The organism is Pseudomonas sp. RC4D1, from assembly GCF_018390395.1.
Classification (GTDB): domain Bacteria; phylum Pseudomonadota; class Gammaproteobacteria; order Pseudomonadales; family Pseudomonadaceae; genus Aquipseudomonas; species Aquipseudomonas danubii.
Genome location: NZ_JAHBAW010000001.1, coordinates 2,149,396 through 2,172,091 on the forward strand (window position 1 = coordinate 2,149,396; position 22,696 = coordinate 2,172,091).

Consider the following 22,696-nt stretch of genomic DNA (forward strand, 5'->3'; position numbering starts at 1 on the left):
TCCTGCAGGTCAGACCTTCAGTACCAGCTTGCCGAAGTTCTCGCCGCTGAACAGCTTGGTCAGCGTTTCCGGAAAGGTCTCCAGACCTTCGACAATATCCTCCTTGCTCTTGAGTTGCCCCTTGGCCATCCAGCCGGCCATTTCCTGTCCGGCGGCGGCGAACTGCGAGGCGTAGTCCATCACCACGAACCCCTCCATGCGCGCACGGTTGACCAGCAGCGACAGGTAGTTGGCCGGTCCCTTGACCGCTTCCTTGTTGTTGTACTGGCTGATGGCGCCACAGATCACCACCCGGGCTTTGAGGTTCAGGCGGCTGAGCACGGCATCGAGAATGTCGCCGCCGACGTTGTCGAAATACACATCGACGCCTTTGGGGCACTCACGCTTGAGCCCGGCGTGCACGTCTTCGCTCTTGTAGTCGATGGCGCCGTCAAAACCCAGTTCGTCGATGAGGAACTTGCACTTGTCCTGGCCGCCGGCGATGCCCACCACCCGGCAGCCTTTGATCTTGGCGATCTGCCCGGCGATGCTGCCCACCGCGCCTGCCGCACCGGACAGCACCACGGTGTCACCGGCCTTGGGCGCGCCGACATCCAGCAGGGCGAAATAGGCCGTCATGCCGGTCATGCCCAGGGCTGAAAGGTAGCGCGGCAGAGGGGCCAGCTTGGGGTCGACCTTGTAGAAGCCGCGAGGCTCGCCCAGGAAATAGTCCTGCACACCCAGGGCACCATTGACGTAGTCGCCGACTGCGAATCCCGGGTTGTTCGAGGCAATCACCTGGCCCACCCCAAGGGCGCGCATGACCTCGCCAATCGCCACCGGAGGGATATAGGACTTGCCTTCATTCATCCAGCCGCGCATCGCCGGGTCCAGGGACAGGTATTGGTTCTTCACCAGAATCTGCCCCGCTGCCGGTTCGCCGACGGCGACCTGCTGGTAGGTAAAGGTCTCGCGGGTGGCTGCCCCGACGGGACGTTTGGCAAGCAGGAACTGGCGATTGGTCAGGGTGGTCATGACAGGCACTCAAGGGGTGAATGAAGCTCTAGTTGATAGACCCTCAAGGACGTTGTCGCAAGGTTTGCCAGTCCAGCGAATGGGAGCCAATCCAGTGTGGTGATGTAGAGAGGGGGGCGTTCATCACCAGCAGGCATAAGAGCTCAACCGGCCTTTTGATAGTGCTGACGCGACCATGGCCGGCTGTGGCTAGATTGGATTGGGTAGCTGACCCGTACTTGATCGAGGATCTTTGCAATGAGCATGACGTTTTCCGGCCAGGTGGCCCTGGTGACCGGCGCAGCCAACGGTATTGGCCGGGCGACTGCCCAGGCGTTCGCCGCAGAAGGTTTGAAAGTGGTGGTGGCGGATCTGGACGTGCTCGGAGGCGAAGAGACGGTGGCGCTTATCCGGGCGGCTGGAGGCGAGGCGCTGTTCGTACCCTGTAACGTCACCCGGGAGGCGGATGTGCAGAACCTCATGGCTCGGACGGTTGAGGCTTATGGCCGTCTGGACTATGCCTTCAACAATGCCGGGATCGAGATCGAGAAGGGGCGGTTGGCGGAAGGCTCCCTGGATGAGTTCGACGCCATCATGGGGGTCAACGTCAAAGGGGTCTGGTTGTGCATGAAGTACCAGCTGCCGCTGCTGCTTGCCCAGGGCGGTGGCGCGATCGTCAACACCGCTTCGGTGGCTGGCCTGGGCGCCGCTCCGAAGATGAGCATCTATGCGGCGTCCAAGCATGCCGTGATCGGCCTGACCAAGTCAGCGGCCATCGAGTACGCCAAAAAGAAGATTCGGGTGAATGCCGTCTGCCCGGCAGTGATCGACACCGACATGTTCCGCCGTGCCTATGAGGCTGACCCGAAGAAGGCCGAATTTGCCGCGGCGATGCACCCGGTGGGGCGTATCGGCAAAGTCGAGGAGATTGCCAGTGCGGTGCTCTATCTGTGCAGTGATGGCGCTGCTTTCACCACTGGACACGCCTTGACCGTCGACGGCGGCGCCACGGCCATCTGAATGCAGGCTCGGGCCTTGGCGCAACAGCCCGCCGGGGCCCGATGGAATCGACCTCCAGTGTCCTGAAAACGACCTCGGCGTAGCTTTTTGCCATTATTCCGACGTCAGAGACTTGTGCGCCGGTGCACGCCGTTGCGACCCTTCGCAAAGACAAAATGGCCTTATTGCCATTGGGGATTGGAAGGGGACTGCGCACCATGACTTCGGCCGCGAGTGGACGTTTTGCCAACCTGGGCATGGCAAAGAAACTGGGTATCGGTTTTGCCCTGGTGTTGCTCTTGACGGCCCTGGTGGCCGGCATCGGCGTTTGGTCCCTGCAAACCGTCAGCCAGCGTTTCGATGGCCTCAAGCAGATGTCCCAGCTCAACAGTGGCGTGCTCAAGGTGCGACTGCTGGAGCAGGACTATGCCTTGCACGGCGACAGCAAGACGGTGGACAGCCTGCATGAAAGCCTGGATGCACTGTTGCTCCTGGCCCAGCAGCTCAAGGGGCAGTCGACCGCCAACCAGTCAGTGATGGGGGAGGTCGAACTGGCGCTGGCGGACTACCGCAAGGCCTTCGATGAATTCGTCGAGCTGACCCAGGCCAAGGACCTGGCCCTGGAAATGGCCAGTTGGTCGGTGTCCAGTGTGGCCAACAACCTTGATGTGCTGCAGGCCGGTCTGGCGGATGACGGCGCCTATACGCTCAAGGATTCCCAGGGCAAGGAGGGCGCGGAGTTCATCGAACAGGCCAATCAGATCAGCCAGGTTTCGCGCCTGATGCTGCAAGCCATGAACGAAGCTCGGGTGCGCCTGGACCAGAATCGCAAGGGGGATGAGCAAGGCAGTGCCGAGCAGGGCAATATCGAGCAGGCCGAGCAGGCCCTGGCTCAAGCCGAGCAGTTGAAGAGCGCAGTCAAGGATGGGGGCTACCAGACGGTGCTCAACGAGGTCGCTGGGCACATCGGCAACTTCAGCGAAAAACTCAACGAATACACCGGCCTGTTGGCTCAGGAGAAGCAGGTCTATCAGACGTTGCATGAGCGCGCCGCCCAGGTGATGGCACGGGTCGACCAGGCTTATGCCGCTGAAGATCTGTCGATGCAGGGGGAGCTGGAGAAAAACACCCTGCTGATCATCGGCTCCTCGGCCTTGGCATTGCTGGTGGGGCTGCTGGCGGCCTTGAGCATCACTCGCCTGATCGTTCGTCCGCTACGCAGTGTGATGCATGTGGCCCAGCAGATCGCGGCGGGGGACCTGAGTGCCACAGTGATGGTCACCCGGCGTGACGAGATCGGCCAGTTGATGCAGGCGATGCAGCAGATGGGCAGTGGCCTGAGCGGTATCGTCAGTGGCCTGCAGGCCGGGATCGAGCAACTGGCCAGTTCGGCCCAGTCACTGTCCTCGGTGACCGAGCAGACCAACCTTGAAGTCAGTACCCAGAAGGAAGAAACCGAGCAGGTGGCCACCGCGATGAATCAGATGACCGCCACGGTGCACGATGTGGCGCGCAATGCCGAGCAAGCGGCCCAGGCCGCCCAGGCGGCGGATGACAAGGTGGAGAGTGGCCAGCAGGTCGTGCGCCAGAGCATGCAACGCATCGAGCAGTTGGCGGATTCCGCGACCCGGGCCAGCAGCGGCATCGAGAGCCTGAGCGCTGAGATCGACAACATCGGCAGCGTGCTGGATGTCATCAAGAGCGTTGCCGAGCAGACCAACCTGCTGGCCCTCAATGCCGCCATCGAGGCGGCAAGGGCGGGGGAGCAGGGCAGGGGCTTTGCGGTGGTGGCCGATGAAGTTCGGGCCTTGGCCAAACGTACCCAGCAGTCCACCGAGGAGATCGCGCGTCTGGTGACGGCATTGCATGCCGCTGCCGATTCTTCCGTGCAGCAGATCCAGAGCAGCGGCGAGCTGGTGAAGCTGGCGGTCAGCGATGCCCTGCAGACTGAAAGTGCCCTGGGCAGTATTGCCGCGGCGGTGTCGTTGATTCAGCAGATGAACCAGCAGATTGCCGCTGCCGCCGAACAGCAGAGTTCGGTGGCTGAAGAGATCAATCGCAGTGTCACCAGCATTCGTGCCAGTGCCGACCAGTCTTCCCTGGCCATGCAAGGCAATGCTGCGTCGAGCATCGAGCTGGCGCAGTTGGGTGTGGAGTTGAAGGGGATGGTGGGGCATTTCCGCTTGTAGCGGCGAAGAGGGCGCTGTTGCATCGAACCCCTGCCTGGCGCTGGATGCGCCAGGCGGGGGTTTTTCATATCAGTCGTAGATGGCTTTCTTCTTCCAGTCGGCGTCGGCTTCCACGGTCTTCAGGCCTTGGGTCAGCTCGTTGTCCTCGTCTGGCGCGGGCTCCAGGGTCGACAGCACCATGGCGTTGGCACGGGCCAGGAGCTTATCCAGGTATTCCAGCTGTTCCTTGTAGACCGCCGGGTCCGGTTGCTTGCGCAGGTATTGCACGCCGCGTTCGAAGGCCAGGCGGGCCTGGCCCGGCTGGTTCTGTTGCAGGGCGTATTGCCCCAGGTTGTTGAAGAACTCGATATGCAGCAACACCAGGATATGGCGGATCTCCTTGATCCAGCGCTTGGCTTCATTGGGTTGCAGGAAGCCATCGTGGGCGGCACGGGTGACCTGGCCGTGCATGGCCTCCAGCAGGAAGCGAACATCCTTGGCCTTGGCTTCGGTCTGGATCGGCGACGGTGGATTGTTCACCGGAATCGATTCGCCCTGTCCCACCAAGGTATTGAGCTCGGCCAGACGCGCCTTGAGAGCGCTATCTGTCTTGTCGAGGTTGAGCATGCGCTGCACAACGTTGAGTTCCAGGCGTGTCAGCAGCAGCTTGAGGGCCGGTGACATGAACTGGCCAGGGAAGGTTTCGGTGATCTCGCCGCAGCGACGCAGGCGATCATTGAGTTCGACTTTGGTACGGGCCTTTTCCAGTTTGTTGTTTTCCACCACATGGTTCATGTAGCCAATGGCGATCAATAGTGCGATCCCGGCTATTACCAGCAGGGTGATCATGAGTGGTGTCACCGTTAAAACCTCGTTATAGGATTCGCGTGCGAGTGTAGTGGCTTGGCATTTAGACGCATAGCGCCGCTCGACGAGCCGGGCATGAGTTGTGCTGCTTATATAGGTATAGAACCACCAGGGTGAGCCCCAGGTTCAAATTGCCATCACCGGCTGCGGGGGACTATAGCGTCTTGTCGAGTGCCAGAATATAGGCGTCAAAGCGCGGACGGCAGAAAAGCCCGAAGTGAGCCTAAAACCACTCCGAAGTCATTGATTTAAATAAAATTATATCTGGGGGTTGACGGCCTCCCAAAGCATCCATAGAATGCGCGCCACTTTCAACGGAAAGCAAAGCGCGAAACGTTGAAGGTAGTGAATGTTGTAGCGTGTCCCCTTCGTCTAGTGGCCTAGGACACCGCCCTTTCACGGCGGTAACAGGGGTTCGAGTCCCCTAGGGGACGCCAATGCGGGAATAGCTCAGTTGGTAGAGCACGACCTTGCCAAGGTCGGGGTCGCGAGTTCGAGTCTCGTTTCCCGCTCCAATTTTAAACGGCACTGCTTTCGGGCGGGGTCGAGTGAAACCAGAACCAAGTCTTCGGATGCGGGTCTGGACACCGAAACACACACCATGTGTTCCGGGTAGCGTGTCCCCTTCGTCTAGTGGCCTAGGACACCGCCCTTTCACGGCGGTAACAGGGGTTCGAGTCCCCTAGGGGACGCCATTTGCGGGAATAGCTCAGTTGGTAGAGCACGACCTTGCCAAGGTCGGGGTCGCGAGTTCGAGTCTCGTTTCCCGCTCCAATTTTAAACGGCACTGCTTTCGGGCGGGGTCGAGTGAAACCAGAACCAAGTTTTCGGATGCGGGTCTGGACACCGAAACACACACCATGTGTTCCGGGTAGCGTGTCCCCTTCGTCTAGTGGCCTAGGACACCGCCCTTTCACGGCGGTAACAGGGGTTCGAGTCCCCTAGGGGACGCCATTTGCGGGAATAGCTCAGTTGGTAGAGCACGACCTTGCCAAGGTCGGGGTCGCGAGTTCGAGTCTCGTTTCCCGCTCCAATTTCACAAAAACGCCGCTCATTGAGCGGCGTTTTTGTTTGTCTGCGATTCAACGCTTCGTCCTGCCATGGACAAAAAAAGGCCCGCCAGTCAGACGACTGTGCGGGCCTTTGTCGTAGGTCGCTTACAGCGACAGCAGCAGGCGTCCGGCGAACAGCAGCAGGATCAGCCCCATGCAGCGCTCGAACCAGTGGCCCAGGCGCATGAACAGCAGGCGGACCCGGGTGCTGGAAAAGAACAGCGCGACGATGACGAACCACAGGGCGTTCACCAGGCACATCCAGGCGCCATACAGCGCCTGAATGCTCAACGGCGTGGTGGCGCTGACCAGGGTGGTGAAGATCGCCAGGAAAAACAGGGTCGCCTTGGGGTTGGTGGCGTTGGTCAGGAAACCGGTGATAAAGGCCCGCAGTAACGTCTGCTGCGGCTCATCCGGCGCCGTGTCGCCTGGGATGCTGGTCTTGGCCTTGCTGCGCAACAGGCTGACGCCCAAGTACAGAATGTAGGCCGCGCCCAGCAGCTTGGCGGCGCTCAGCAGCCAGGGCGTCGCGTGCATCAGTGCACCGACCCCCAGCAGGGTGTAGAGCACATGCACCGAAATGCCGGCACCGATCCCCAGGGCGGTACAGACACCGGTCATTCGGCCAAAGCGCACGCTCTGGCGAATGGTGACGGCAAAGTCCGGGCCTGGGGCGACCACGGCAAGAAAGTGAACGACGGCCAGGGCAAGAAATTCCCCAAGATAATTGGACAGCATGCGGACTCCGCAAGGCAGGAAGGTGGGTAAAAGCGTGGGTGGCTCAGCCGAGGCTGTAGCTGACTGAAAGGGTGCCTTTTTTCTCCGCGACCGAGTCGATGATCACCCGTCCCAGCTGTTGCAAGTGCTGGACGTGAGTGCCGCCGCAACCGTAGGCGGGCAACTGGCCGAAGCTGATCTGGCGCGATCCGGCGGCCAGGGAAATATGCCGGGGAAAATCCTCGCTGATCCATTGTGCGAGGGCGTTCTGCACCCGGGCGCAGTCGATTGCCTGAGGCTGTTCGCCGGGCTTGAACGACACCCGTCCCTCGTTCGGCCAGTGATGAGCCTTGATCGGTATCCAGCCCAGGCTCTGTACGAAGTGGCCAATCAAGTGTCCGGCGGAGTGCATGCGGCTGTTGAACAGGCGCTGCTCTTCATCGACGCGAGCTTCATGGCTTCCCGGCGTCAGCGGCTGAGTCAGGTAATGCACGATCTGCTCGCCTTCCTGGGTGACTCGCAGTACGCGGGCCTCGCCAATCCAGCCCGTGTCGCTGGGTTGGCCGCCACCCTGGGGATGAAAGGGCGTGGCGTGCAAGGTCGCGGCGAACAGATCGTCCCGGGGCACGCAGGTCAGCAGTTCTACCGGGGCAGTCAGCAGGTCGTGTTCGAAGTACAGGCGAAGCGTCATTTCTCAAACCCTGGAACCAAGTGTTTTTTTATTATGAGGCTTGGGTAATTGCGTGATAATCCGTTCAAAACTCAATGGACTATTGCGTCATGAGCATAAATCTCCCCCTGCCTTTACTGGCAGAAATGGCCATCTTCGTCAGGGTCGTAGAAACCGGCAGCTTTTCCGAAGCAGCGCGTCAGTTGGGTTCCTCGCCGTCGGCGGTAAGCCGCAGCATCTCGCGGCTGGAGAAGGCCCTGGCCACGCGCCTGCTGCAACGCACCACCCGCAAGTTGCGCTTGAGCGACGGCGGCGAAGAGGTTTTCAAGCGCTGCAGCGAGATGGTCAGTGCGGCCCGTTCGGTCATGGAGATCAGCGGTCAGTTCACCCACGAGGCCGAGGGCGTGGTGCGGGTCAGTGTGCCCAAGGCAGTGGGGCGCTTCGTGGTGCATCCTCATATGCCGGAGTTTCTTCGGCGCTACCCGAAGGTGGATGTCGAACTGCTGCATGAAGACAGGGATATCGACCTGATTGAAGACAATGTCGACCTGGCGATTCGCATCACCGATCGCCCGCCGCCAGGTTTGATTGGTCGTCAGTTGTTGCGCATTGATCACCTGCTGTGTGCCACCCCGCAGTACCTGGCGCAGCAGGGCACGCCGCAGCATCCTCAGGACCTGCGCCAGCACAGTTGCATCTATCTTGGCGAAACCCCCAGCGATGCGCGGTGGAAGTTCACTCAAGGCGGCAAGGCGGTGACTGTCGGTGTGCGCGGGCGTTATGCCGCCAACCACACAGGGGTGCGCCTGGATGCGGTGCTGCAGCATCTGGGCATTGGCAGCCTGCCGTATTTCACCGCGCGGCATGCTCTGGAACAGGGGCTGATTGTCCAGGTGTTGCCGGAGTGGACCTTTCTTGCGTCCTATCACGGCGGTGCCTGGCTCCTGCATTCGCCAACCCGCTACCTGCCGCCCAAGCTGCGGGTCTTCATCGACTATCTGGTGGAGTGCCTGGCTCGGGAGCCGACCTTGAACCGCCCTGGCAAAGCCGAACGCATCTTGTAGAAACTGTCGGCTTGCCAGCGAAGATGCCTTTGAGGGCGATGCAAAAAACCAAGGGCCTCTTCGCCGGCAAGCCGGCTCCTGCGAGGACGACGCGATAAGGCGGGCATAAAAAAGGCCCGCCGGAAAAGCCGGGCGGGCCTTGGCTGCGCGAGGCGCGGCAATCAGTGCTTGCTGTCCTGGGCGGAGAGCGCCAGCAGCTGTTTTTCCTGGTTCCAGTCGAAGGGCTCGTCGTTCTGCTCGGCTTCGAAACGGCGTTCTTCCAGGGCCTGGTACAGGTCGATTTCTTCATCGGGCATGTAGTGCAGGCAGTCACCGGCGAAGAACCACAGCAGGTCGCGAGGCACCAGATGAGCGATCTGCGGATAGCGCTGCATGATCTGGCACAGCAGGTCCTGGCCCAGGTACTGGCTTTCGATCGGGTCGATCGGCAGCGAGGCGCGCAGTTCATCGAAGCGCTCCAGGAACAGCGCATGGCTTTCTTCGGGAACCTGTTCGGCTTCTCCCACCGCCACCAGGATGCTGCGCAGGTGGTCCAGGAGGACGAGATGATCGGCGACGACGTTGGACATGACAGGGTCCTCAAGAGCAAAACGGGCGCGGGAGTATATAGCCCTCGCGCCCGGTTTCATAATCGACCTGTCCCAAGGGGCCCGTTTAGCGGGTCTTGCCCTCGCTCAAGGTCAGTTCCTCCTTGGCGAAATCATCCACATCGATGACTTTGCGTCGCGCCGCTTCGGCGTCCCGCAGGCTCTGGGCTTCGGCCGCTTGCAGCACGCCGGCGTCCAGGGCCGCATCGATGGGCGACTCGCCCGCCGCCGGTTTGACTTGGCCGCTTTTCAGCGCTTCGTGGAGTTTTTTCTGCAGCGGATGGGTCGCGCTCAGCAGGTCGCAGGCGTGCTGCAGGGCGCCTACCGGATCGTCCGTGGATTGCGGGCGATAGCAGCCGGCGAGCACCGCTTCCAGGGCCGGGTCGCCCTGGGCGCGGCCAATGATCGCCGCCACTTCGGCATCCAGGCGGTCCGACGGCCCGGTATGGCGACGGCCGAAGGGGAACACCAATACCCGTAGCAGGCAGCCGAACACTCGGCTGGGGAAGTTGCTGAGCAACTCGTCCAGGGCGCGTTCGGAGTGGCCGAGGCTTTCTTCCAGGGCCCAGGCCAGCAGGGGCCGCAGGTACTCCGGTGAATCCAGATCGTGGTAGCGCTTGAGCGCCGCCGAGGCCAGGTACAGGTGGCTGAGGACGTCGCCCAGGCGCGCCGACAGGCGCTCGCGGCGCTTGAGCTCGCCCCCCAGCAGCATCATGGACACGTCGGCCAGCAGAGCGAAGGCCGCAGCCTGGCGGTTCAGGGCGCGGAAGTAGCCTTGGCTGAGCTTGTCTCCCGGGGGTTGTTCGAAGTGGCCCAGGCCCAGGTTCAGCACCAGGGTGCTGGCGGCGTTGCTCACGGCAAAACCAATGTGCTGCAGCAGCAGGGCATCGAATTCCTGCAGGGCCTGGTCATGGTCCTCGCGTCCGGCCAGGGCCATTTCCTTGAGCACGAACGGATGGCAGCGGATGGCCCCCTGGCCAAAGATCATCAGGTTGCGCGAGAGGATATTGGCGCCTTCCACGGTGATGAAGATCGGCGCGCCCTGCCAACTGCGGCCCAGGTAGTTGTTGGGCCCCATGATGATGCCCTTGCCACCGTGCACGTCCATGGCGTGGCTGATGCACTCGCGTCCGCGCTCAGTGAGGTGGTACTTGAGAATGGCCGACAGCACCGAGGGTTTCTCTCCCAGGTCCACGGCGTTGGCGGTCAGCATGCGCGCGCTGTCCATCAGCCAGGCATTGCCGCCGAGGCGGGCCAGGGCCTCCTGAATCCCCTCGAAGGCGCTGAGGGGCACATTGAACTGCTCCCGTACCTGGGCGTACTGGCCGGTCACCAGGCTGGTGAACTTGGCGGCGCCGGTGCCCACCGCCGGTAGGGAGATCGAGCGTCCCACCGACAGGCAGTTCATCAACATCATCCAGCCTTTGCCGAGCATTTCCCGGCCGCCGATCAGGTAGTCCAGGGGAATGAACACGTCCTTGCCGGAGTTCGGGCCGTTCATGAAGGCCGCGCCCAGGGGCAGGTGGCGGCGGCCGATCTCGACCCCCGGGGTATCGGTAGGGATCAGCGCCAGGCTGATGCCCAGGTCTTCCTCGTCCCCCAGCAGGTGATCCGGGTCGTGGGCCTTGAAGGCCAGCCCCAGCAGGGTGGCCACCGGGCCCAGGGTGATGTAGCGCTTTTCCCAGTTCAGGCGCAGGCCGAGGGTTTCCTCGCCTTGCCATTGGCCCTTGCAGATGATGCCGGTGTCGGGCATGGCTCCTGCGTCGGAGCCTGCCAATGGGCCGGTGAGGGCGAAGCAGGGGATGTCGTCACCACGAGCCAGGCGCGGCAGGTAGTGGTTGCGTTGTTCTTCGGTGCCGTAATGCAGCAGCAGTTCCGCCGGGCCCAGGGAGTTGGGGACCATGACCGTGGAGGCCAGGTCGCCGCTGCGGGTCGCCAGCTTCATCGCTACCTGAGAGTGGGCGTAGGCGGAAAAACCCTTGCCGCCGTACTCCTTGGGAATGATCAGGGCAAAGAAGCCATGTTCCTTGATATGGGTCCAGGCCGCGGGCGGCAGGTCCATGTGCTGGCCAATCTGCCAGTCACTGACCATGGCGCAGAGTTCCTCGGTGGGACCGTCGATAAAGGCTTGTTCTTCATCGGTCAACTGGGCCTTGGGGTAGGCCAGCAAGGTGTTCCAGTCCGGACGGCCGCTGAACAGCTCGCCGTCCCACCACACGGTGCCGGCGTCGATGGCGTCGCGCTCGGTCTGCGACATCGGCGGCAGGACTTTCTGGAACCAGGCGAACAGCGGTGCGCTGAAGTGCTTGCGTCGCAGGTCCGGTAGCAGCAAAGGCGCGGCGACGGCCGCCAGCACTACCCAGAAAACCAGCAACAACCAGCCGGGTGCTCGGCTGAAGGCGCCCATGGCCAGCAGGAAAACGGCCACTGCGCCCAGGGCGGGCAGAGGGGCAGTGCGGCGGTGCGCCAGGTAGGCCACTCCAACCAGCAGAACCAGTATCCACAACAACAGCATATTCAATCCTCCATGAAACCAGGGGCCAAATCACCATCAGAGCTTAGTCGGCCTCCGACAAAGCGGGTGATCGGTGCGGTGCGAGTACAGCGGTCGACTTTGCCGTCGAGCCAAGGCTGGCAAACCCGGTCCGATTGGATCGAGCCGACCCTGACCTTTGGCCGAAACGTCGTTATCGCTGGGACGCACGCCTCGATAGACTCCAGGCTTCGCTCGGAGGTTTTGCCCATGCACGAGTACCTGCGTCCCAGCCGCTTCATCGATAGTGACCACCCTGCAGTGGTGGAGTTCGCCGAATCTCATCGCGGTGCCAGTGGTGATCCGCGACAGCAGGCGGTGAGCCTGTACTACGCCGTGCGTGAGGCCGTGCGCTACAACTTCTATTCCTTCAGCCGCGACCCCGAGACCTTGCGAGGCAGCCATGCCCTGGCCAGCGGCGAAAGCTATTGCGTGCCCAAGGCCACTTTGCTCGCCGGCTGCGCCCGGCATTGCGGGATTCCGGCGCGTATCGGTCTGGCGGATGTGCGCAATCATCTGTCGACGCCCCGTCTGCTGGAGTTGCTGCGCAGCGATGTGTTCGCCATGCACGGCTACACCGAGTTGTACCTGCACGGACGCTGGGTCAAGGCGACGCCGGCGTTCAATCAGAGTCTGTGCGAGTTGTTCGACGTGGCGCCGCTGGATTTTGACGGTGTGCAGGACAGTGTTTTCCACCCCTTCAACCGCCAGGGCGACCAATCCATGGAGTACCTGGTGGACCATGGGCGCTTCGCCGATGTGCCGCAGAGCCTGTTCTTTAGCCACCTGGAAAAGTGCTACCCCCATCTGTTCAATGAGCAGAACCCTGTGCCGCTGGGGGACATGCACGACGATTTGAGTCGCGGCTGATCAGGCGTAGACTGCCCCGGCATTCATTACTGAGGGATGGTCATGCTGAAGATCTGGGGTCGCAAGAACTCGTCGAATGTCAGGAAGGCGTTGTGGTGCGCTGAAGAGTTGGCGCTGGCCTATGAGTCCCTGGATGCCGGCGGTGCCTTCGGCCTAGTGGACACCCCGGAATATCGGGCGCTGAACCCCAATGGGCGCATCCCAATGATTGAAGACGATGGCTTCGTGCTCTGGGAGTCCAACAGCATCGTGCGTTACCTGGCGGCCCGGCATGCCGCCAATAGCCACTGGTATCCGGCCGATGTGCAGGCCCGGGCCAGTGCCGAGAAGTGGATGGACTGGACCACCTCGACCTTCGCCGAACCGTTCCGGCAGTTGTTCTGGGGCGTGTTGCGTACCCCCGAGGCGCAGCAGGACTGGCAACAGATCAATGCCGCCAAGGCCACTTGCGCCGAGTTGCTGACCCGGGTCGATCAGGCGTTGGCTGGGCAGCCCTATCTGTCGGGAGAAGAAATCGGCGTGGGCGATATCCCGCTGGGCAGCTTCATCTATGCCTGGTTCGAGATGCCCATCGAGCGGCCTTCGATGCCCCATCTTGAGGCCTGGTACCAGCGCTTGAAGCAGCGTCCGGCCTATCGTCAGGCGGTGATGACCGCGTTGACTTAATACCCACTATCGATACGCGTGACTGTACTTGCGCGGCCTCGACCCGCAACATGGCGAGCGCCTGGCGTCGTTGCAATCCAGCCAGGCTGCCCTCACTTATACAATTCCCTCTTCTTGGTGCATGAATCCGATATGAGTTCCGCTCTGTCCATCCGGCAGCTAACCAAAACCTACGGCAACGGTTTCCAGGCCCTGAGTGGTATCGATCTGGATGTCGCCGAAGGTGACTTTTTCGCCCTGCTTGGTCCTAACGGGGCCGGTAAATCCACCACCATCGGCATTCTTTCGACCCTGGTGAACAAGACCAGCGGCACCGTGAATGTCTTCGGTCACGACCTGGATCGTGAGCCTGCGGCGCTCAAGCGCTGCATCGGCGTGGTGCCGCAGGAGTTCAACTTCAACCAGTTCGAGAAGACCTTCGACATCGTCGTCACTCAGGCCGGCTATTACGGCATTCCGGCGAAGATCGCCAAGGAGCGGGCCGAGCAGTACCTGACCCAGCTCGGCCTCTGGGACAAGCGCGATGTGCCTTCGCGCTCCCTGTCCGGCGGCATGAAGCGCCGCCTGATGATCGCTCGTGCGCTGGTGCATGAGCCGCGCCTGCTGATCCTCGACGAACCCACTGCCGGGGTCGATATCGAGCTGCGCCGTTCGATGTGGAGCTTCCTCACCGAGCTCAATCAGAAAGGCATCACCATCATCCTCACCACCCATTACCTGGAAGAGGCTGAGCAGCTGTGCCGCAACATCGGCATCATCGACCACGGCACCATCGTCGAGAACACCAGCATGCGGCAGTTGCTGGGCCAGTTGCATGTGGAAACCTTCCTTCTCGATCTCAAGCACGATCTCAGTGTGGCGCCGCAGCTGGCGGGCTACCCGACCCGGCTGGTGGACAGCCACACCCTGGAAGTCCAGGTGGACAAGGCTGTGGGGATTACGGCGCTGTTCGGTCAACTGGCCCTGCAGAACATCGAGGTCTTGAGCCTGCGTAACAAAACCAACCGACTTGAGGAGTTGTTCGTGTCCTTGGTGGAGAAGAATCTGTCGAAGGTGGCGGTATGAGTTCCGAGTTGAAACCCAATCTGGTGGCGCTCAACACCATTGTCTATCGCGAGGTCCGACGCTTTACCCGGATCTGGCCACAGACCCTGCTGCCGCCGGCCATTACCATGGTTCTGTACTTCGTCATCTTCGGTAATCTGATCGGTCGGCAGATCGGCGACATGGGTGGTTTCACCTACATGGAGTACATCGTGCCGGGGCTGATCATGATGTCGGTGATCACCAACTCCTACGGCAACGTGGTGTCGAGCTTCTTCGGCAGCAAGTTCCAGCGCTCCATCGAGGAATTGATGGTGTCGCCGGTATCGCCCCACACCATTCTCATCGGCTACACCCTGGGTGGGGTCCTGCGGGGCTTGATGGTGGGAATCATCGTGACCCTGTTGTCGTTGTTCTTCACCAAGCTGCAGGTGCATCACTTGGGTGTGACCGTGCTGGTGGTGGTGCTGACGGCAACCATATTCTCGCTGCTGGGCTTTATCAACGCGGTGTTTGCGCGCAACTTCGACGATATCTCGATTATCCCGACCTTCGTGCTGACGCCCCTGACCTACCTGGGCGGAGTGTTCTACTCGATCAATCTGCTGCCGCCGTTCTGGCAGACCGTGTCCCTGGCCAACCCGGTGCTGCACATGGTCAACGCCTTCCGTTTCGGCATTCTCGGGGTTTCGGACATCAAGATCAGTGTGGCCATCACCTTCATGCTGGTGGCCACCGTGGTGCTTTATATCGGTTGTGCCCGACTGCTGGTCAGCGGCCGCGGCATGCGTCAGTAAACGCCGTGATGGTGTACTGAAAACGGCCTCCTTTGGGAGGCCGTTTTCGTTTGTCATCGCCGCTGTTGCTTGCGTCTGTGCCATTGGCGGCCGACCCACCAGCGCCAGTAGAGCATGGTCAGGCAATAGGCCAGGGCTCCCAGCACCAATCCGGCCACCACCGAGCCGAGAAGGAAGGGTTGCCACAGGGTACTGAGCTGGCTGCTGATCCATTCCCAGGTCAGTTCGTCGGGCAAGGTGCGCGTCGGCACATTCATCAGCCAGGCGCCCAGTTGATAGGTGCAGAAGAACACCGGCGGCATGGTAATGGGGTTGGTCAGCCAGACCAGGCTGACGCTGATGGGCATGTTGCTCCGCAGCCAGATGGCCAGTACCGCGGCCAGCAGCATCTGCATCGGGATCGGGATAAAGGCGGCGAACAGGCCTACAGCCATGGCTCGGGCTACCGAGTGCCGATTGAGGTGCCAGAGGTTGGCGTCATGCAACAGGGTGCCAAGAAAGCGTAAGGACTTGTGTTCCCGGATGCTGACCGGATCTGGCATGTAACGTTTGAATAAGTGCCGGGGCATAAGGCTTCTCGGTCAGGTCAGACGAGGATTATGACTGGATTCTAGCCAGCGCAAATTCAGACATTGTGACAAATGATAAAGCCGCGCCTGCGATCCTCGGCTAAGCCAAGACTAGGAACTGCCAAGGATGGGCTGATGGATGGTTACAGGGATGCTGGCCCTGGCCGCAGGACTGCTGGCGCTGGGTTTCATGCCGGTGCTGCCGCCCGGCTGGTTGTTGCTGCTGATGGTGATAGGGGGGCTGATGTTGCTGCCTTTTCGTACACATCCGGTGGCATTTTTTTTGTTCGGTTTGGCCTGGGCCTGTGCATCCGGGCAATGGGCGCTGGATGATCGCCTGCCTCAGTCCCTGGATGGGCAAACCCGCTGGCTGGAAGGGCGGGTGGTCGGCTTGCCGGAACCGGGGGCGAGCGTGGTGCGCTTTGAGCTCAAGGATGCCCAGTCCCGACGAGAGCGCCTGCCGCGGCGAATTCGCCTGGCCTGGCACGGTGGGCCACCCGTCAATAGCGGGGAACGTTGGCGCCTGGCGGTCAAGCTGCGGCGTCCTGCCGGTCTGCTCAATCTTCACGGTTTCGATTACGAAGCCTGGCTGCTGGCCCGGCGCATTGGGGCCACCGGCACAGTCAAGGATGGGCAACTGCTGGCGCCGGCACGCCAAGCCTGGCGTGACGGTCTGCGCCAGCGTTTACTCGCGGTCGAGGCCCACGGCCGCGCCGCAGGCCTGGCGGCATTGGTGATGGGCGACGGTTCGGGGCTGACGCGGGAAGATTGGCAACTGTTGCAGGACACCGGCACGGTGCACCTGATGGTGATATCCGGACAGCACATCAGTCTGCTGGCCGCAGTGATCTACCTTGCAGTGGCAGGGCTGGCTCGTTACGGGCTTTGGCCCGCGCGTTGGCCCTGGCTGCCCTGGGCCTGCGCCCTGGCCTTTGTCGGGGCGCTGGGCTACGGCCTGCTGGCAGGGTTCGATGTGCCGGTACAGAGGGCCTGCGTGATGGTTGCGCTGGTGCTGCTCTGGCGCTGGCGCTTTCGTCACCTGCGGGCTTGGTGGCCCTTGTTGCTGGCGTTGAATGCAGTGCTGTTGTTCGAGCCCCTGGCCAGCTTGCAGCCAGGGTTCTGGCTGTCCTATGCCGCGGTGGCGGTGCTCATCTTCACCTTTGCCGGGCGCCTGGGTTCCTGGCGTTGGTGGCAGAGTTGGACCCGCGCCCAGTGGTTGATGGGTATTGGCCTGTTGCCACCCTTGCTGGCCCTTGGCTTGCCCATCAGTCTCAGTGGTCCGCTGGCCAATCTGCTGGCGGTGCCCTGGATCAGTCTGCTGGTCCTGCCCCCGGCCTTGCTGGGCTGTCTGTTGTTGCCTGTGCCTTATGTGGGTGAAGGGCTGTTATGGCTGGCGGGTGGCCTGCTGGATGGGCTGTTCCGCTTACTGGGGGCGATGGCCGGATTATGGCCAGCCTGGGTGGCGCCGTTGATCCCCCTTTGGGTTTGGGGCCTGAGCAGCCTGGGCGCGCTGTTGTTGCTGTTGCCCAAGGGCGTGCCACTGCGGGTGCTGGGTTGGCCGCTGTTGCTGTTGGCCGTCTGGCCTCCCCAGGACCCGGTACCCGAGGGCGAGGTGGAGATCTGGCAGTTGGATGTGGGGCAGGGGTTGTCGTTCATTCTGCGTACCCGTGATCACGCGATGTTGTATGACGCCGGTGCGCGAGTCGCGGATTTCGACCTGGGGGAGCGAGTGGTGCTGCCGACGCTGCATAAACTTGGCATTCGACGGTTGGACTTGATGCTGCTCAGCCACGCCGATAACGATCATGCCGGAGGCGCCCTGGCAGTCCAGCGCGGGATACCGGTGAGCCAGGTGCGCAGCGGCGAGCCTGAGGCCTTGCCGGCTGCCCTGCAGTCGGCCTCCTGTGATAGCGGGCTGAGCTGGCACTGGAATGGCGCCCGCTTCACGCTGTGGCAGTGGACGGGGGCGGCAGACGGCAACCAGGCTTCCTGTGTGCTGCTGGTCGAGGCCGGCGGCGAACGCCTGCTGCTCACCGGCGATATCGATGTCCATGCTGAGCGGGCTTTGCTCGGCAGTCCGCTGGCGGTTCGCATTCACTGGTTGCAGGCGCCCCATCATGGCAGCCGTACCTCATCGTCCATGGCCTTGCTCCGGCGGTTGACGCCGAAGGCGGTGCTGATTTCCCGGGGGCAGGGCAATGCCTTTGGCCATCCTCATCCCCAGGTGGTGGCGCGCTACCGGCAATTGGGCATGGTGATTCATGACAGTGCCGAGCAAGGCGCACTGAAGCTGCGGCTGGGGACTTTCGGCCAGCCTGAAAGCCTGCGCCAACAGCGGCGCTTCTGGCGCGACTGGCCAGCAATGCCTTAAATAACCGTGGGTTATTAAAGCCCCTGAGCATGCGACATCACGGTCTTCGGTGCGTCCAGCCCCTATGTTAGAGTGGCGCACTTTTTCGAGGGGACTGTCACTGTGTGGGAATTGGTCAAATCCGGCGGCTGGATGATGTTGCCGATCATTCTGAGTTCCATCGCGGCTGTGGGCATCATCGCCGAGCGTTTGTGGACCCTGCGGGCCAGCCGAGTCACCCCGCCCCATTTGCTGGGCCAGGTCTGGCGCTGGATCAAGGACAAGCAACTCAATAAGGAGAAACTCAAGGAACTGCGTGCCGATTCGCCCCTGGGAGAGATCCTGGCAGCGGGCCTGGCCAACTCCAAGCATGGTCGCGAGATCATGAAGGAATGCATCGAGGAAGCCGCCGCCCGGGTCATTCACGAACTGGAGCGCTACCTCAACGCCCTCGGCACCATCGCCGCCATGGCGCCCCTGCTGGGCCTGCTGGGTACGGTGCTGGGCATGATCGATATCTTCAGTTCGTTCATGGGATCGGGCATGACCAGCAACGCTGCAGTGCTTGCCGGTGGTATTTCCAAGGCACTGATCACCACTGCCGCCGGTTTGATGGTGGGCATTCCTTCGGTGTTCTTCCACCGTTTCCTGCAACGCCGGGTCGATGAGCTGGTGGTGGGCATGGAACAGGAAGCGATCAAGCTGGTGGAAGTGATCCAGGGCGACCGCGATGTCGACCTGGCTGAGGGCAAAGCGTGAAATTCCGTCGCAAACCCCGGGAAACCGTGGACATCAACCTTGCTTCGTTGATTGACGTGGTGTTCATCCTGCTGCTGTTTTTCGTCGTCACCACCACCTTTACCCGGGAGACCCAACTGCGGGTCGATCTGCCGGAAGCGGTCAGCGGCTCGCCCGCCGAAGACCAGCAGGTCAAGCAGCTGGATATCGCCATCAGCGCTGATGGCGTGTTCTCGGTCAACAATCAGGTGCTGCCGAAGAATGACCTGGCGACCCTGATGGACGCCTTGCAGAAGGAGTCGGCGGGAGACACCAACCTGCCGCTGTCCATCAGTGCCGACGGCAAGACTCAACATCAAGCGGTGATCACTGCCATGGACGCGGCCGGCAAGCTCGGCTTCAGCCATTTGCGCATGACCACCGTCGAGGCGGCGCCGGCACCCTGATGGCACTTTCTGATCGTCTGCTCGCCGCCTGGTACAACGGCCATCCTGCGCTGAAACTGCTGCAGCCCCTGGAATGGCTGTACCGCCGTGTGGTGGTGGGCAAGCGCCAGCGTTTCCTGGCAGGCGAGGGGGCGATCTATCAACCACCGGTGCCCTTGATCGTGGTGGGCAACATCACCGTCGGAGGCACAGGCAAGACGCCGTTGATCCTGTGGTTGGTGGAGCACTGCCAGCGCCTTGGCCTGCGGGTCGGGGTGGTCAGCCGTGGCTATGGCGCCAAGCCGCCGCAATTGCCCTGGCGAGTGACGGCCGACGACAGCGCCACCGTGGCTGGTGATGAACCGCTGCTGATCGTTCAGCGCTGTGGCGTGCCGCTGATGATCGACCCGGATCGTAGCCGCGCGGTGCAGGCCTTGCTGGCTGCCGAACCGCTGGATCTGATTCTTTCCGACGACGGCCTGCAGCATTACCGTCTGGCCCGTGATCTGGAGTTGGTGCTGATCGACGCGGCCCGCGGCCTGGGCAATCGTCGCTGTTTGCCGGCCGGCCCGCTGCGTGAGCCGGTGGAGCGTCTGCACAGTGTCGATGCCCTGCTCTACAACGGCGCTGCCGATGATCGCACCGACGGTTTTGCCTTCCATCTCAAGCCTTCGGCGCTGGTCAATCTGCAGAGCGGCGAGCGTCGCCCGGTGGAACACTTCGCGCCAGGGCAGGCGGTGCACGCGGTGGCCGGTATCGGCAACCCCCAGCGTTTCTTCAATACCCTTGAAACGCTACACTGGCGGCCTGTCCCCCATGCATTTGCCGATCACGCCCAATACAGTGCGCAGGCCTTGGCCTTCACCCCGTCATTGCCGCTGGTCATGACCGAAAAAGATGCGGTCAAGTGCCGTGACTTCGCGGCAGCCGACTGGTGGTACCTGGCGGTGGACGCCGTGCCGTCCGCGGCCTTCGTCGCCTGGTTCGATACCCAGCTGATGCGCCTGCTGCCTGATCGTCTGTTGCCTTAATCGCTTTTATCCAGGGAAACCTCATGGACACCAAACTGCTCGACATCCTGGCCTGCCCGATCTGCAAAGGCCCTCTCAAACTCAGCGCCGACAAGACCGAGCTGATCAGCAAGGGCGCCGGCCTGGCCTACCCGATTCGCGACGGCATCCCGGTGATGCTGGAAAGCGAGGCCCGTACCCTGACCACCGAAGAGCGTCTGGACAAATGAGCAGCGCTTTCACCGTGGTCATCCCGGCGCGTTTCGCCTCCACCCGCCTGCCAGGCAAACCCCTGCAACTGATCGCCGGCAAGCCGATGATCCAGTGGGTCTGGGAGCAGGCCTGCAAGAGCAGCGCCGAGCGAGTGGTGGTGGCCACCGATGATCAGCGTATCGTCGAGGCCTGCCAGGGCTTTGGCGCGCAAGCGCTGCTGACTCGGGAAGACCACAATTCGGGTACCGATCGTTTGGCGGAAGTCGCGGGCAAGCTCGGCCTGGCGGCGGATGCCATTGTGGTCAACGTCCAGGGTGATGAGCCGCTGATTCCGCCTTCGGTGATCGATCAGGTGGCGGCCAACCTGGCGGCTCATACCGAAGCGCGCATGGCTACCCTGGCCGAGCCGATCGAGGACGCACAGACTCTGTTCAATCCGAACGTGGTCAAGGTGGTTACTGACCTCAACGGCCTGGCCCTGACCTTCAGTCGCGCCACCTTGCCCTGGGCCCGGGATGCCTTTGCCAAGAGTCATGATCAGTTGCCGGAAGGCGTGCCTTATCGCCGGCACATCGGTATCTACGCCTACCGTGCAGGTTTTCTCCATGACTTCGTCAGTTGGGGGCCGTGCTGGCTGGAAAACACCGAGTCCCTGGAGCAGTTGCGTGCTCTGTGGCACGGCGTGCGCATCCACGTTGCCGATGCCCTGGAAGCACCTCCCACTGGCGTCGATACCGCCGAAGACCTTGAGCGCGTTCGGCGCCTGTTGGAGGCGTGATGCGGGTTCTGTTCGTCTGCCTGGGCAACATCTGCCGCTCGCCCACCGCCGAAGGCGTGCTGCGCCATAAGTTGAATGAAGCCGGCATGGGTCATCAGGTTCAGGTCGCGTCCGCCGGCACCAGCGACTGGCACGTTGGCAAGGCGCCGGACAAGCGCAGCCAGCAGGCGGCCTTGCGGCGTGGCTACGACCTTTCTGCGCAACGGGCGCAGCAGGTTGGCAGTGCCGATTTCGCCGTGTATGACCTGATTTTCGCCATGGATCAGAGCAACCTGCGCAACCTCAAGGCCTTGCAGCCGGCTTTGGGCAAGGCCGAGCTGGATCTGTTCCTGCGCCGCTACGAGGCGCCGCTGGATGAAGTGCCGGACCCGTATTACGACGGTGAGCAGGGCTTCGAGCAGGTGCTGGACCTGATCGAGGATGCCTGTGATCGGTTGGTGATCGAACTGAAGGGGCGGTTATGAGCCTGGACATTCAATCCGATGTGTCCCTCAAGCCGTTCAACAGTTTCGGGGTCGAGGTCAAGGCGCAGCGGTTCGCCCAGGCCCACAGCGATGACGACGTACGCGAGGCCCTGGCCTATTGCGCCGATCAGCAGTTGCCACTGCTGGTGATCGGCGGCGGCAGCAACCTGCTGCTGACGACGGATATCCAGGCACTGGTGTTGCGCATGGCCACCCGCGGCATTCGCTTGCTTAGCGATGATGGGCAGCGGGTGGTGGTGGAAGCCGAGGCTGGCGAAACCTGGCATCCCTTCGTGCAATGGACCCTGGATCAGGGCTTGTCCGGGCTGGAGAACCTCAGCCTGATCCCCGGCACCGTCGGCGCCGCGCCGATGCAGAACATCGGTGCCTATGGTGTCGAGATCAAGGACGTGTTCGTCGGTCTCACCGCCCTTGATCGGCAGACCGGCGAATTGCGGGACTTCGATCTGGATCAGTGCCAGTTCGCCTACCGCGACAGCCTGTTCAAGCATCAGGCCGGCCGCTGGCTGATTCTGCGGGTGCGTTTTGCCTTGAACCGTGTCGATCATTTGCATCTTGAATACGGTCCGGTGCGTCAGCGCTTGAGTGAGCAGGGCATCGAACAGCCGACCGCCAGGGATGTCAGCCGGGCGATTTGCAGTATCCGCAGCGAGAAACTTCCGGACCCGGCGGTGCTTGGCAATGCCGGCAGCTTTTTCAAGAACCCGGTGGTATCGGCGGTGCTGGCGGCGCAGATCAAGCAGTCGCATCCGGGGCTGGTGGGTTATCCCCAGGCCGACGGGCAGGTCAAGCTGGCGGCCGGCTGGCTGATCGAGCAGGCGGGCTGGAAAGGCTTTCGCGATGCCGATGCCGGCGTGCATCGCCTGCAATCCCTGGTGCTGGTGAATTACGGTACTGCCACAGGCTTGCAGCTGTTGGAGTTGGCCCGACGAATCCAGCGCGATATTGCCGAGCGCTTCGGTGTCGAGCTGGAGATGGAGCCGAATCTGTATTGAGGCAGCTCTTGAACTAAGCTCAGCGCTTGAGTCCAAAGCCTTGCACGGTTTACACCCTGCAAGGCTTTTTTATGCATGACGACTTAACTTAGCTTGCTAACAATGT

22 protein-coding genes, 6 tRNA genes and 1 pseudogene are annotated in these 22,696 nt (G+C 62.0%); 22 read left to right on the top strand and 7 right to left on the bottom strand.

Going from position 1 to position 22,696, the window contains the following annotated elements; translation table 11 throughout:
• Positions 1 to 9: 9 nt before the first annotated feature.
• On the bottom strand, positions 10 to 1,014 hold the full coding sequence (locus tag KHO49_RS09840; protein WP_110595188.1) for an NADP-dependent oxidoreductase: 1,005 nt from the start codon (positions 1,012 to 1,014) through the stop codon (positions 10 to 12).
• 237 nt (positions 1,015 to 1,251) lie between these two features.
• Here KHO49_RS09840 and KHO49_RS09845 point away from each other — a divergent pair, with 237 nt between their 5' ends.
• The 3 genes and pseudogenes from KHO49_RS09845 (at position 1,252) to KHO49_RS31505 (ending at position 4,181) form a co-directional block, all read left to right on the top strand.
• Entirely contained in the window at positions 1,252 to 2,013 is a 762-nt protein-coding gene (locus tag KHO49_RS09845; RefSeq protein WP_110595189.1) for an SDR family oxidoreductase, read from the top strand.
• 1,082 nt (positions 2,014 to 3,095) lie between these two features.
• Positions 3,096 to 3,320 (top strand): annotated as a pseudogene (locus tag KHO49_RS31500) (HAMP domain-containing protein); the annotation flags it as partial.
• Positions 3,318 to 4,181 carry a methyl-accepting chemotaxis protein gene (locus tag KHO49_RS31505; protein ID WP_371826160.1) on the top strand — a complete coding sequence of 288 codons (864 nt, stop codon included), beginning with the start codon at positions 3,318 to 3,320 and terminating at the stop codon, positions 4,179 to 4,181. The pseudogene KHO49_RS31500 and the gene KHO49_RS31505, both read left to right, overlap by 3 nt.
• Before the next feature lie 69 nt (positions 4,182 to 4,250).
• Here the strand turns inward: KHO49_RS31505 and KHO49_RS09855 are convergent, their stop codons facing one another.
• Positions 4,251 to 5,009, bottom strand: coding sequence for a hypothetical protein (locus KHO49_RS09855; protein WP_213664952.1), 759 nt, complete (start codon positions 5,007 to 5,009; stop codon positions 4,251 to 4,253).
• A 379-nt stretch (positions 5,010 to 5,388) separates the two neighbouring features.
• On the opposite strand from KHO49_RS09855, the gene KHO49_RS09860 reads away from it, so the two are divergent.
• The 6 genes from KHO49_RS09860 to KHO49_RS09885 all read left to right on the top strand — a co-directional run bounded on the left by KHO49_RS09860 (position 5,389) and on the right by KHO49_RS09885 (position 6,060).
• Positions 5,389 to 5,464: transfer RNA gene (locus tag KHO49_RS09860), tRNA-Glu, on the top strand.
• A gap of 2 nt (positions 5,465 to 5,466) precedes the next feature.
• Positions 5,467 to 5,542, top strand: a tRNA-Gly gene (locus KHO49_RS09865).
• 104 nt (positions 5,543 to 5,646) lie between these two features.
• A tRNA-Glu gene (locus KHO49_RS09870) sits at positions 5,647 to 5,722 on the top strand.
• A 3-nt stretch (positions 5,723 to 5,725) separates the two neighbouring features.
• A tRNA-Gly gene (locus KHO49_RS09875) sits at positions 5,726 to 5,801 on the top strand.
• 104 nt (positions 5,802 to 5,905) lie between these two features.
• A tRNA-Glu gene (locus KHO49_RS09880) sits at positions 5,906 to 5,981 on the top strand.
• 3 nt (positions 5,982 to 5,984) lie between these two features.
• Positions 5,985 to 6,060, top strand: a tRNA-Gly gene (locus tag KHO49_RS09885).
• A 124-nt stretch (positions 6,061 to 6,184) separates the two neighbouring features.
• Here KHO49_RS09885 and KHO49_RS09890 read toward each other — a convergent pair.
• Positions 6,185 to 6,817, bottom strand: coding sequence for a LysE family translocator (locus KHO49_RS09890; protein WP_102863937.1), 633 nt, complete (start codon positions 6,815 to 6,817; stop codon positions 6,185 to 6,187).
• A gap of 43 nt (positions 6,818 to 6,860) precedes the next feature.
• Positions 6,861 to 7,487: an alanyl-tRNA editing protein gene (locus KHO49_RS09895; RefSeq protein WP_213664953.1), complete on the bottom strand. Its 627-nt coding sequence runs from the start codon at positions 7,485 to 7,487 to the stop codon at positions 6,861 to 6,863.
• A gap of 89 nt (positions 7,488 to 7,576) precedes the next feature.
• Here KHO49_RS09895 and KHO49_RS09900 point away from each other — a divergent pair, with 89 nt between their 5' ends.
• Positions 7,577 to 8,530 carry a LysR family transcriptional regulator gene (locus tag KHO49_RS09900; protein WP_102863935.1) on the top strand — a complete coding sequence of 318 codons (954 nt, stop codon included), beginning with the start codon at positions 7,577 to 7,579 and terminating at the stop codon, positions 8,528 to 8,530.
• A 161-nt stretch (positions 8,531 to 8,691) separates the two neighbouring features.
• Here the strand turns inward: KHO49_RS09900 and KHO49_RS09905 are convergent, their stop codons facing one another.
• Together KHO49_RS09905 and KHO49_RS09910 are read right to left on the bottom strand one after the other, a co-directional pair.
• The gene (locus KHO49_RS09905) at positions 8,692 to 9,099 is read right to left on the bottom strand and encodes a PA2817 family protein (RefSeq protein WP_016968255.1); all 408 of its coding nucleotides are present in this window, start codon (positions 9,097 to 9,099) and stop codon (positions 8,692 to 8,694) included.
• Positions 9,100 to 9,184: 85 nt separating this feature from the next.
• Positions 9,185 to 11,632, bottom strand: coding sequence for an acyl-CoA dehydrogenase (locus KHO49_RS09910; RefSeq protein ID WP_213664954.1), 2,448 nt, complete (start codon positions 11,630 to 11,632; stop codon positions 9,185 to 9,187).
• Between the two features lie 228 nt (positions 11,633 to 11,860).
• Here KHO49_RS09910 and KHO49_RS09915 point away from each other — a divergent pair, with 228 nt between their 5' ends.
• The 4 genes from KHO49_RS09915 to KHO49_RS09930 all read left to right on the top strand — a co-directional run bounded on the left by KHO49_RS09915 (position 11,861) and on the right by KHO49_RS09930 (position 15,027).
• Complete coding sequence (locus KHO49_RS09915) at positions 11,861 to 12,520, top strand: transglutaminase-like domain-containing protein (protein ID WP_213664955.1); 660 nt, start codon at positions 11,861 to 11,863, stop codon at positions 12,518 to 12,520.
• Between the two features lie 42 nt (positions 12,521 to 12,562).
• Positions 12,563 to 13,186, top strand: coding sequence for a glutathione S-transferase family protein (locus tag KHO49_RS09920; RefSeq protein ID WP_110652138.1), 624 nt, complete (start codon positions 12,563 to 12,565; stop codon positions 13,184 to 13,186).
• 132 nt (positions 13,187 to 13,318) lie between these two features.
• Positions 13,319 to 14,251 carry an ABC transporter ATP-binding protein gene (locus KHO49_RS09925; RefSeq protein ID WP_102863931.1) on the top strand — a complete coding sequence of 311 codons (933 nt, stop codon included), beginning with the start codon at positions 13,319 to 13,321 and terminating at the stop codon, positions 14,249 to 14,251.
• Positions 14,248 to 15,027 (top strand): ABC transporter permease, encoded by a 780-nt coding sequence (locus KHO49_RS09930; RefSeq protein ID WP_102863930.1) that lies wholly within the window; start codon positions 14,248 to 14,250, stop codon positions 15,025 to 15,027. The genes KHO49_RS09925 and KHO49_RS09930 overlap by 4 nt, the downstream gene beginning before the upstream one ends.
• A 53-nt stretch (positions 15,028 to 15,080) precedes the next feature.
• On the opposite strand, the gene KHO49_RS09935 is transcribed toward KHO49_RS09930, so the two are convergent.
• On the bottom strand, positions 15,081 to 15,596 hold the full coding sequence (locus KHO49_RS09935) for a DUF2062 domain-containing protein (RefSeq protein ID WP_102863929.1): 516 nt from the start codon (positions 15,594 to 15,596) through the stop codon (positions 15,081 to 15,083).
• A gap of 139 nt (positions 15,597 to 15,735) precedes the next feature.
• Here KHO49_RS09935 and KHO49_RS09940 point away from each other — a divergent pair, with 139 nt between their 5' ends.
• The 8 genes from KHO49_RS09940 (at position 15,736) to murB (ending at position 22,590) form a co-directional block, all read left to right on the top strand.
• Positions 15,736 to 17,967, top strand: coding sequence for a DNA internalization-related competence protein ComEC/Rec2 (locus KHO49_RS09940; protein ID WP_213664956.1), 2,232 nt, complete (start codon positions 15,736 to 15,738; stop codon positions 17,965 to 17,967).
• A gap of 102 nt (positions 17,968 to 18,069) precedes the next feature.
• Positions 18,070 to 18,705 carry a flagellar polar localization protein PocA gene (pocA, locus tag KHO49_RS09945; protein ID WP_162884118.1) on the top strand — a complete coding sequence of 212 codons (636 nt, stop codon included), beginning with the start codon at positions 18,070 to 18,072 and terminating at the stop codon, positions 18,703 to 18,705.
• Positions 18,702 to 19,130, top strand: a complete 429-nt coding sequence (gene pocB, locus KHO49_RS09950) for a flagellar polar localization protein PocB (RefSeq protein ID WP_102863926.1) — start codon at positions 18,702 to 18,704, stop codon at positions 19,128 to 19,130. Before pocA ends, pocB begins: the two co-directional genes overlap by 4 nt.
• On the top strand, positions 19,130 to 20,140 hold the full coding sequence (gene lpxK, locus KHO49_RS09955) for a tetraacyldisaccharide 4'-kinase (RefSeq protein ID WP_110595196.1): 1,011 nt from the start codon (positions 19,130 to 19,132) through the stop codon (positions 20,138 to 20,140). The genes pocB and lpxK overlap by 1 nt, the downstream gene beginning before the upstream one ends.
• Before the next feature lie 23 nt (positions 20,141 to 20,163).
• Positions 20,164 to 20,349 carry a Trm112 family protein gene (locus KHO49_RS09960; protein ID WP_011060103.1) on the top strand — a complete coding sequence of 62 codons (186 nt, stop codon included), beginning with the start codon at positions 20,164 to 20,166 and terminating at the stop codon, positions 20,347 to 20,349.
• The gene (gene kdsB, locus KHO49_RS09965; RefSeq protein WP_110595197.1) at positions 20,346 to 21,110 is read left to right on the top strand and encodes a 3-deoxy-manno-octulosonate cytidylyltransferase; all 765 of its coding nucleotides are present in this window, start codon (positions 20,346 to 20,348) and stop codon (positions 21,108 to 21,110) included. The genes KHO49_RS09960 and kdsB overlap by 4 nt, the downstream gene beginning before the upstream one ends.
• Positions 21,110 to 21,574 carry a low molecular weight protein-tyrosine-phosphatase gene (locus KHO49_RS09970; RefSeq protein ID WP_110595198.1) on the top strand — a complete coding sequence of 155 codons (465 nt, stop codon included), beginning with the start codon at positions 21,110 to 21,112 and terminating at the stop codon, positions 21,572 to 21,574. Before kdsB ends, KHO49_RS09970 begins: the two co-directional genes overlap by 1 nt.
• On the top strand, positions 21,571 to 22,590 hold the full coding sequence (gene murB / locus KHO49_RS09975; RefSeq protein ID WP_102878923.1) for a UDP-N-acetylmuramate dehydrogenase: 1,020 nt from the start codon (positions 21,571 to 21,573) through the stop codon (positions 22,588 to 22,590). The genes KHO49_RS09970 and murB overlap by 4 nt, the downstream gene beginning before the upstream one ends.
• Positions 22,591 to 22,696 lie beyond the last annotated feature (106 nt).

Bases quoted from the DNA above. Each gene is read 5' to 3' on its own strand.
- KHO49_RS09840 (WP_110595188.1), bottom strand. From the start codon at position 1,014: ATGACCACCCTGACCAATCGCCAGTTCCTGCTTGCCAAACGTCCCGTC.
- KHO49_RS09845 (WP_110595189.1), top strand. From the start codon at position 1,252: ATGAGCATGACGTTTTCCGGCCAGGTGGCCCTGGTGACCGGCGCAGCC.
- KHO49_RS31505 (WP_371826160.1), top strand. From the start codon at position 3,318: ATGGGCAGTGGCCTGAGCGGTATCGTCAGTGGCCTGCAGGCCGGGATC.
- KHO49_RS09855 (WP_213664952.1), bottom strand. From the start codon at position 5,009: ATGATCACCCTGCTGGTAATAGCCGGGATCGCACTATTGATCGCCATT.
- KHO49_RS09890 (WP_102863937.1), bottom strand. From the start codon at position 6,817: ATGCTGTCCAATTATCTTGGGGAATTTCTTGCCCTGGCCGTCGTTCAC.
- KHO49_RS09895 (WP_213664953.1), bottom strand. From the start codon at position 7,487: ATGACGCTTCGCCTGTACTTCGAACACGACCTGCTGACTGCCCCGGTA.
- KHO49_RS09900 (WP_102863935.1), top strand. From the start codon at position 7,577: ATGAGCATAAATCTCCCCCTGCCTTTACTGGCAGAAATGGCCATCTTC.
- KHO49_RS09905 (WP_016968255.1), bottom strand. From the start codon at position 9,099: ATGTCCAACGTCGTCGCCGATCATCTCGTCCTCCTGGACCACCTGCGC.
- KHO49_RS09910 (WP_213664954.1), bottom strand. From the start codon at position 11,632: ATGCTGTTGTTGTGGATACTGGTTCTGCTGGTTGGAGTGGCCTACCTG.
- KHO49_RS09915 (WP_213664955.1), top strand. From the start codon at position 11,861: ATGCACGAGTACCTGCGTCCCAGCCGCTTCATCGATAGTGACCACCCT.
- KHO49_RS09920 (WP_110652138.1), top strand. From the start codon at position 12,563: ATGCTGAAGATCTGGGGTCGCAAGAACTCGTCGAATGTCAGGAAGGCG.
- KHO49_RS09925 (WP_102863931.1), top strand. From the start codon at position 13,319: ATGAGTTCCGCTCTGTCCATCCGGCAGCTAACCAAAACCTACGGCAAC.
- KHO49_RS09930 (WP_102863930.1), top strand. From the start codon at position 14,248: ATGAGTTCCGAGTTGAAACCCAATCTGGTGGCGCTCAACACCATTGTC.
- KHO49_RS09935 (WP_102863929.1), bottom strand. From the start codon at position 15,596: ATGCCCCGGCACTTATTCAAACGTTACATGCCAGATCCGGTCAGCATC.
- KHO49_RS09940 (WP_213664956.1), top strand. From the start codon at position 15,736: ATGGTTACAGGGATGCTGGCCCTGGCCGCAGGACTGCTGGCGCTGGGT.
- lpxK (WP_110595196.1), top strand. From the start codon at position 19,130: ATGGCACTTTCTGATCGTCTGCTCGCCGCCTGGTACAACGGCCATCCT.
- KHO49_RS09960 (WP_011060103.1), top strand. From the start codon at position 20,164: ATGGACACCAAACTGCTCGACATCCTGGCCTGCCCGATCTGCAAAGGC.
- kdsB (WP_110595197.1), top strand. From the start codon at position 20,346: ATGAGCAGCGCTTTCACCGTGGTCATCCCGGCGCGTTTCGCCTCCACC.
- KHO49_RS09970 (WP_110595198.1), top strand. From the start codon at position 21,110: ATGCGGGTTCTGTTCGTCTGCCTGGGCAACATCTGCCGCTCGCCCACC.
- murB (WP_102878923.1), top strand. From the start codon at position 21,571: ATGAGCCTGGACATTCAATCCGATGTGTCCCTCAAGCCGTTCAACAGT.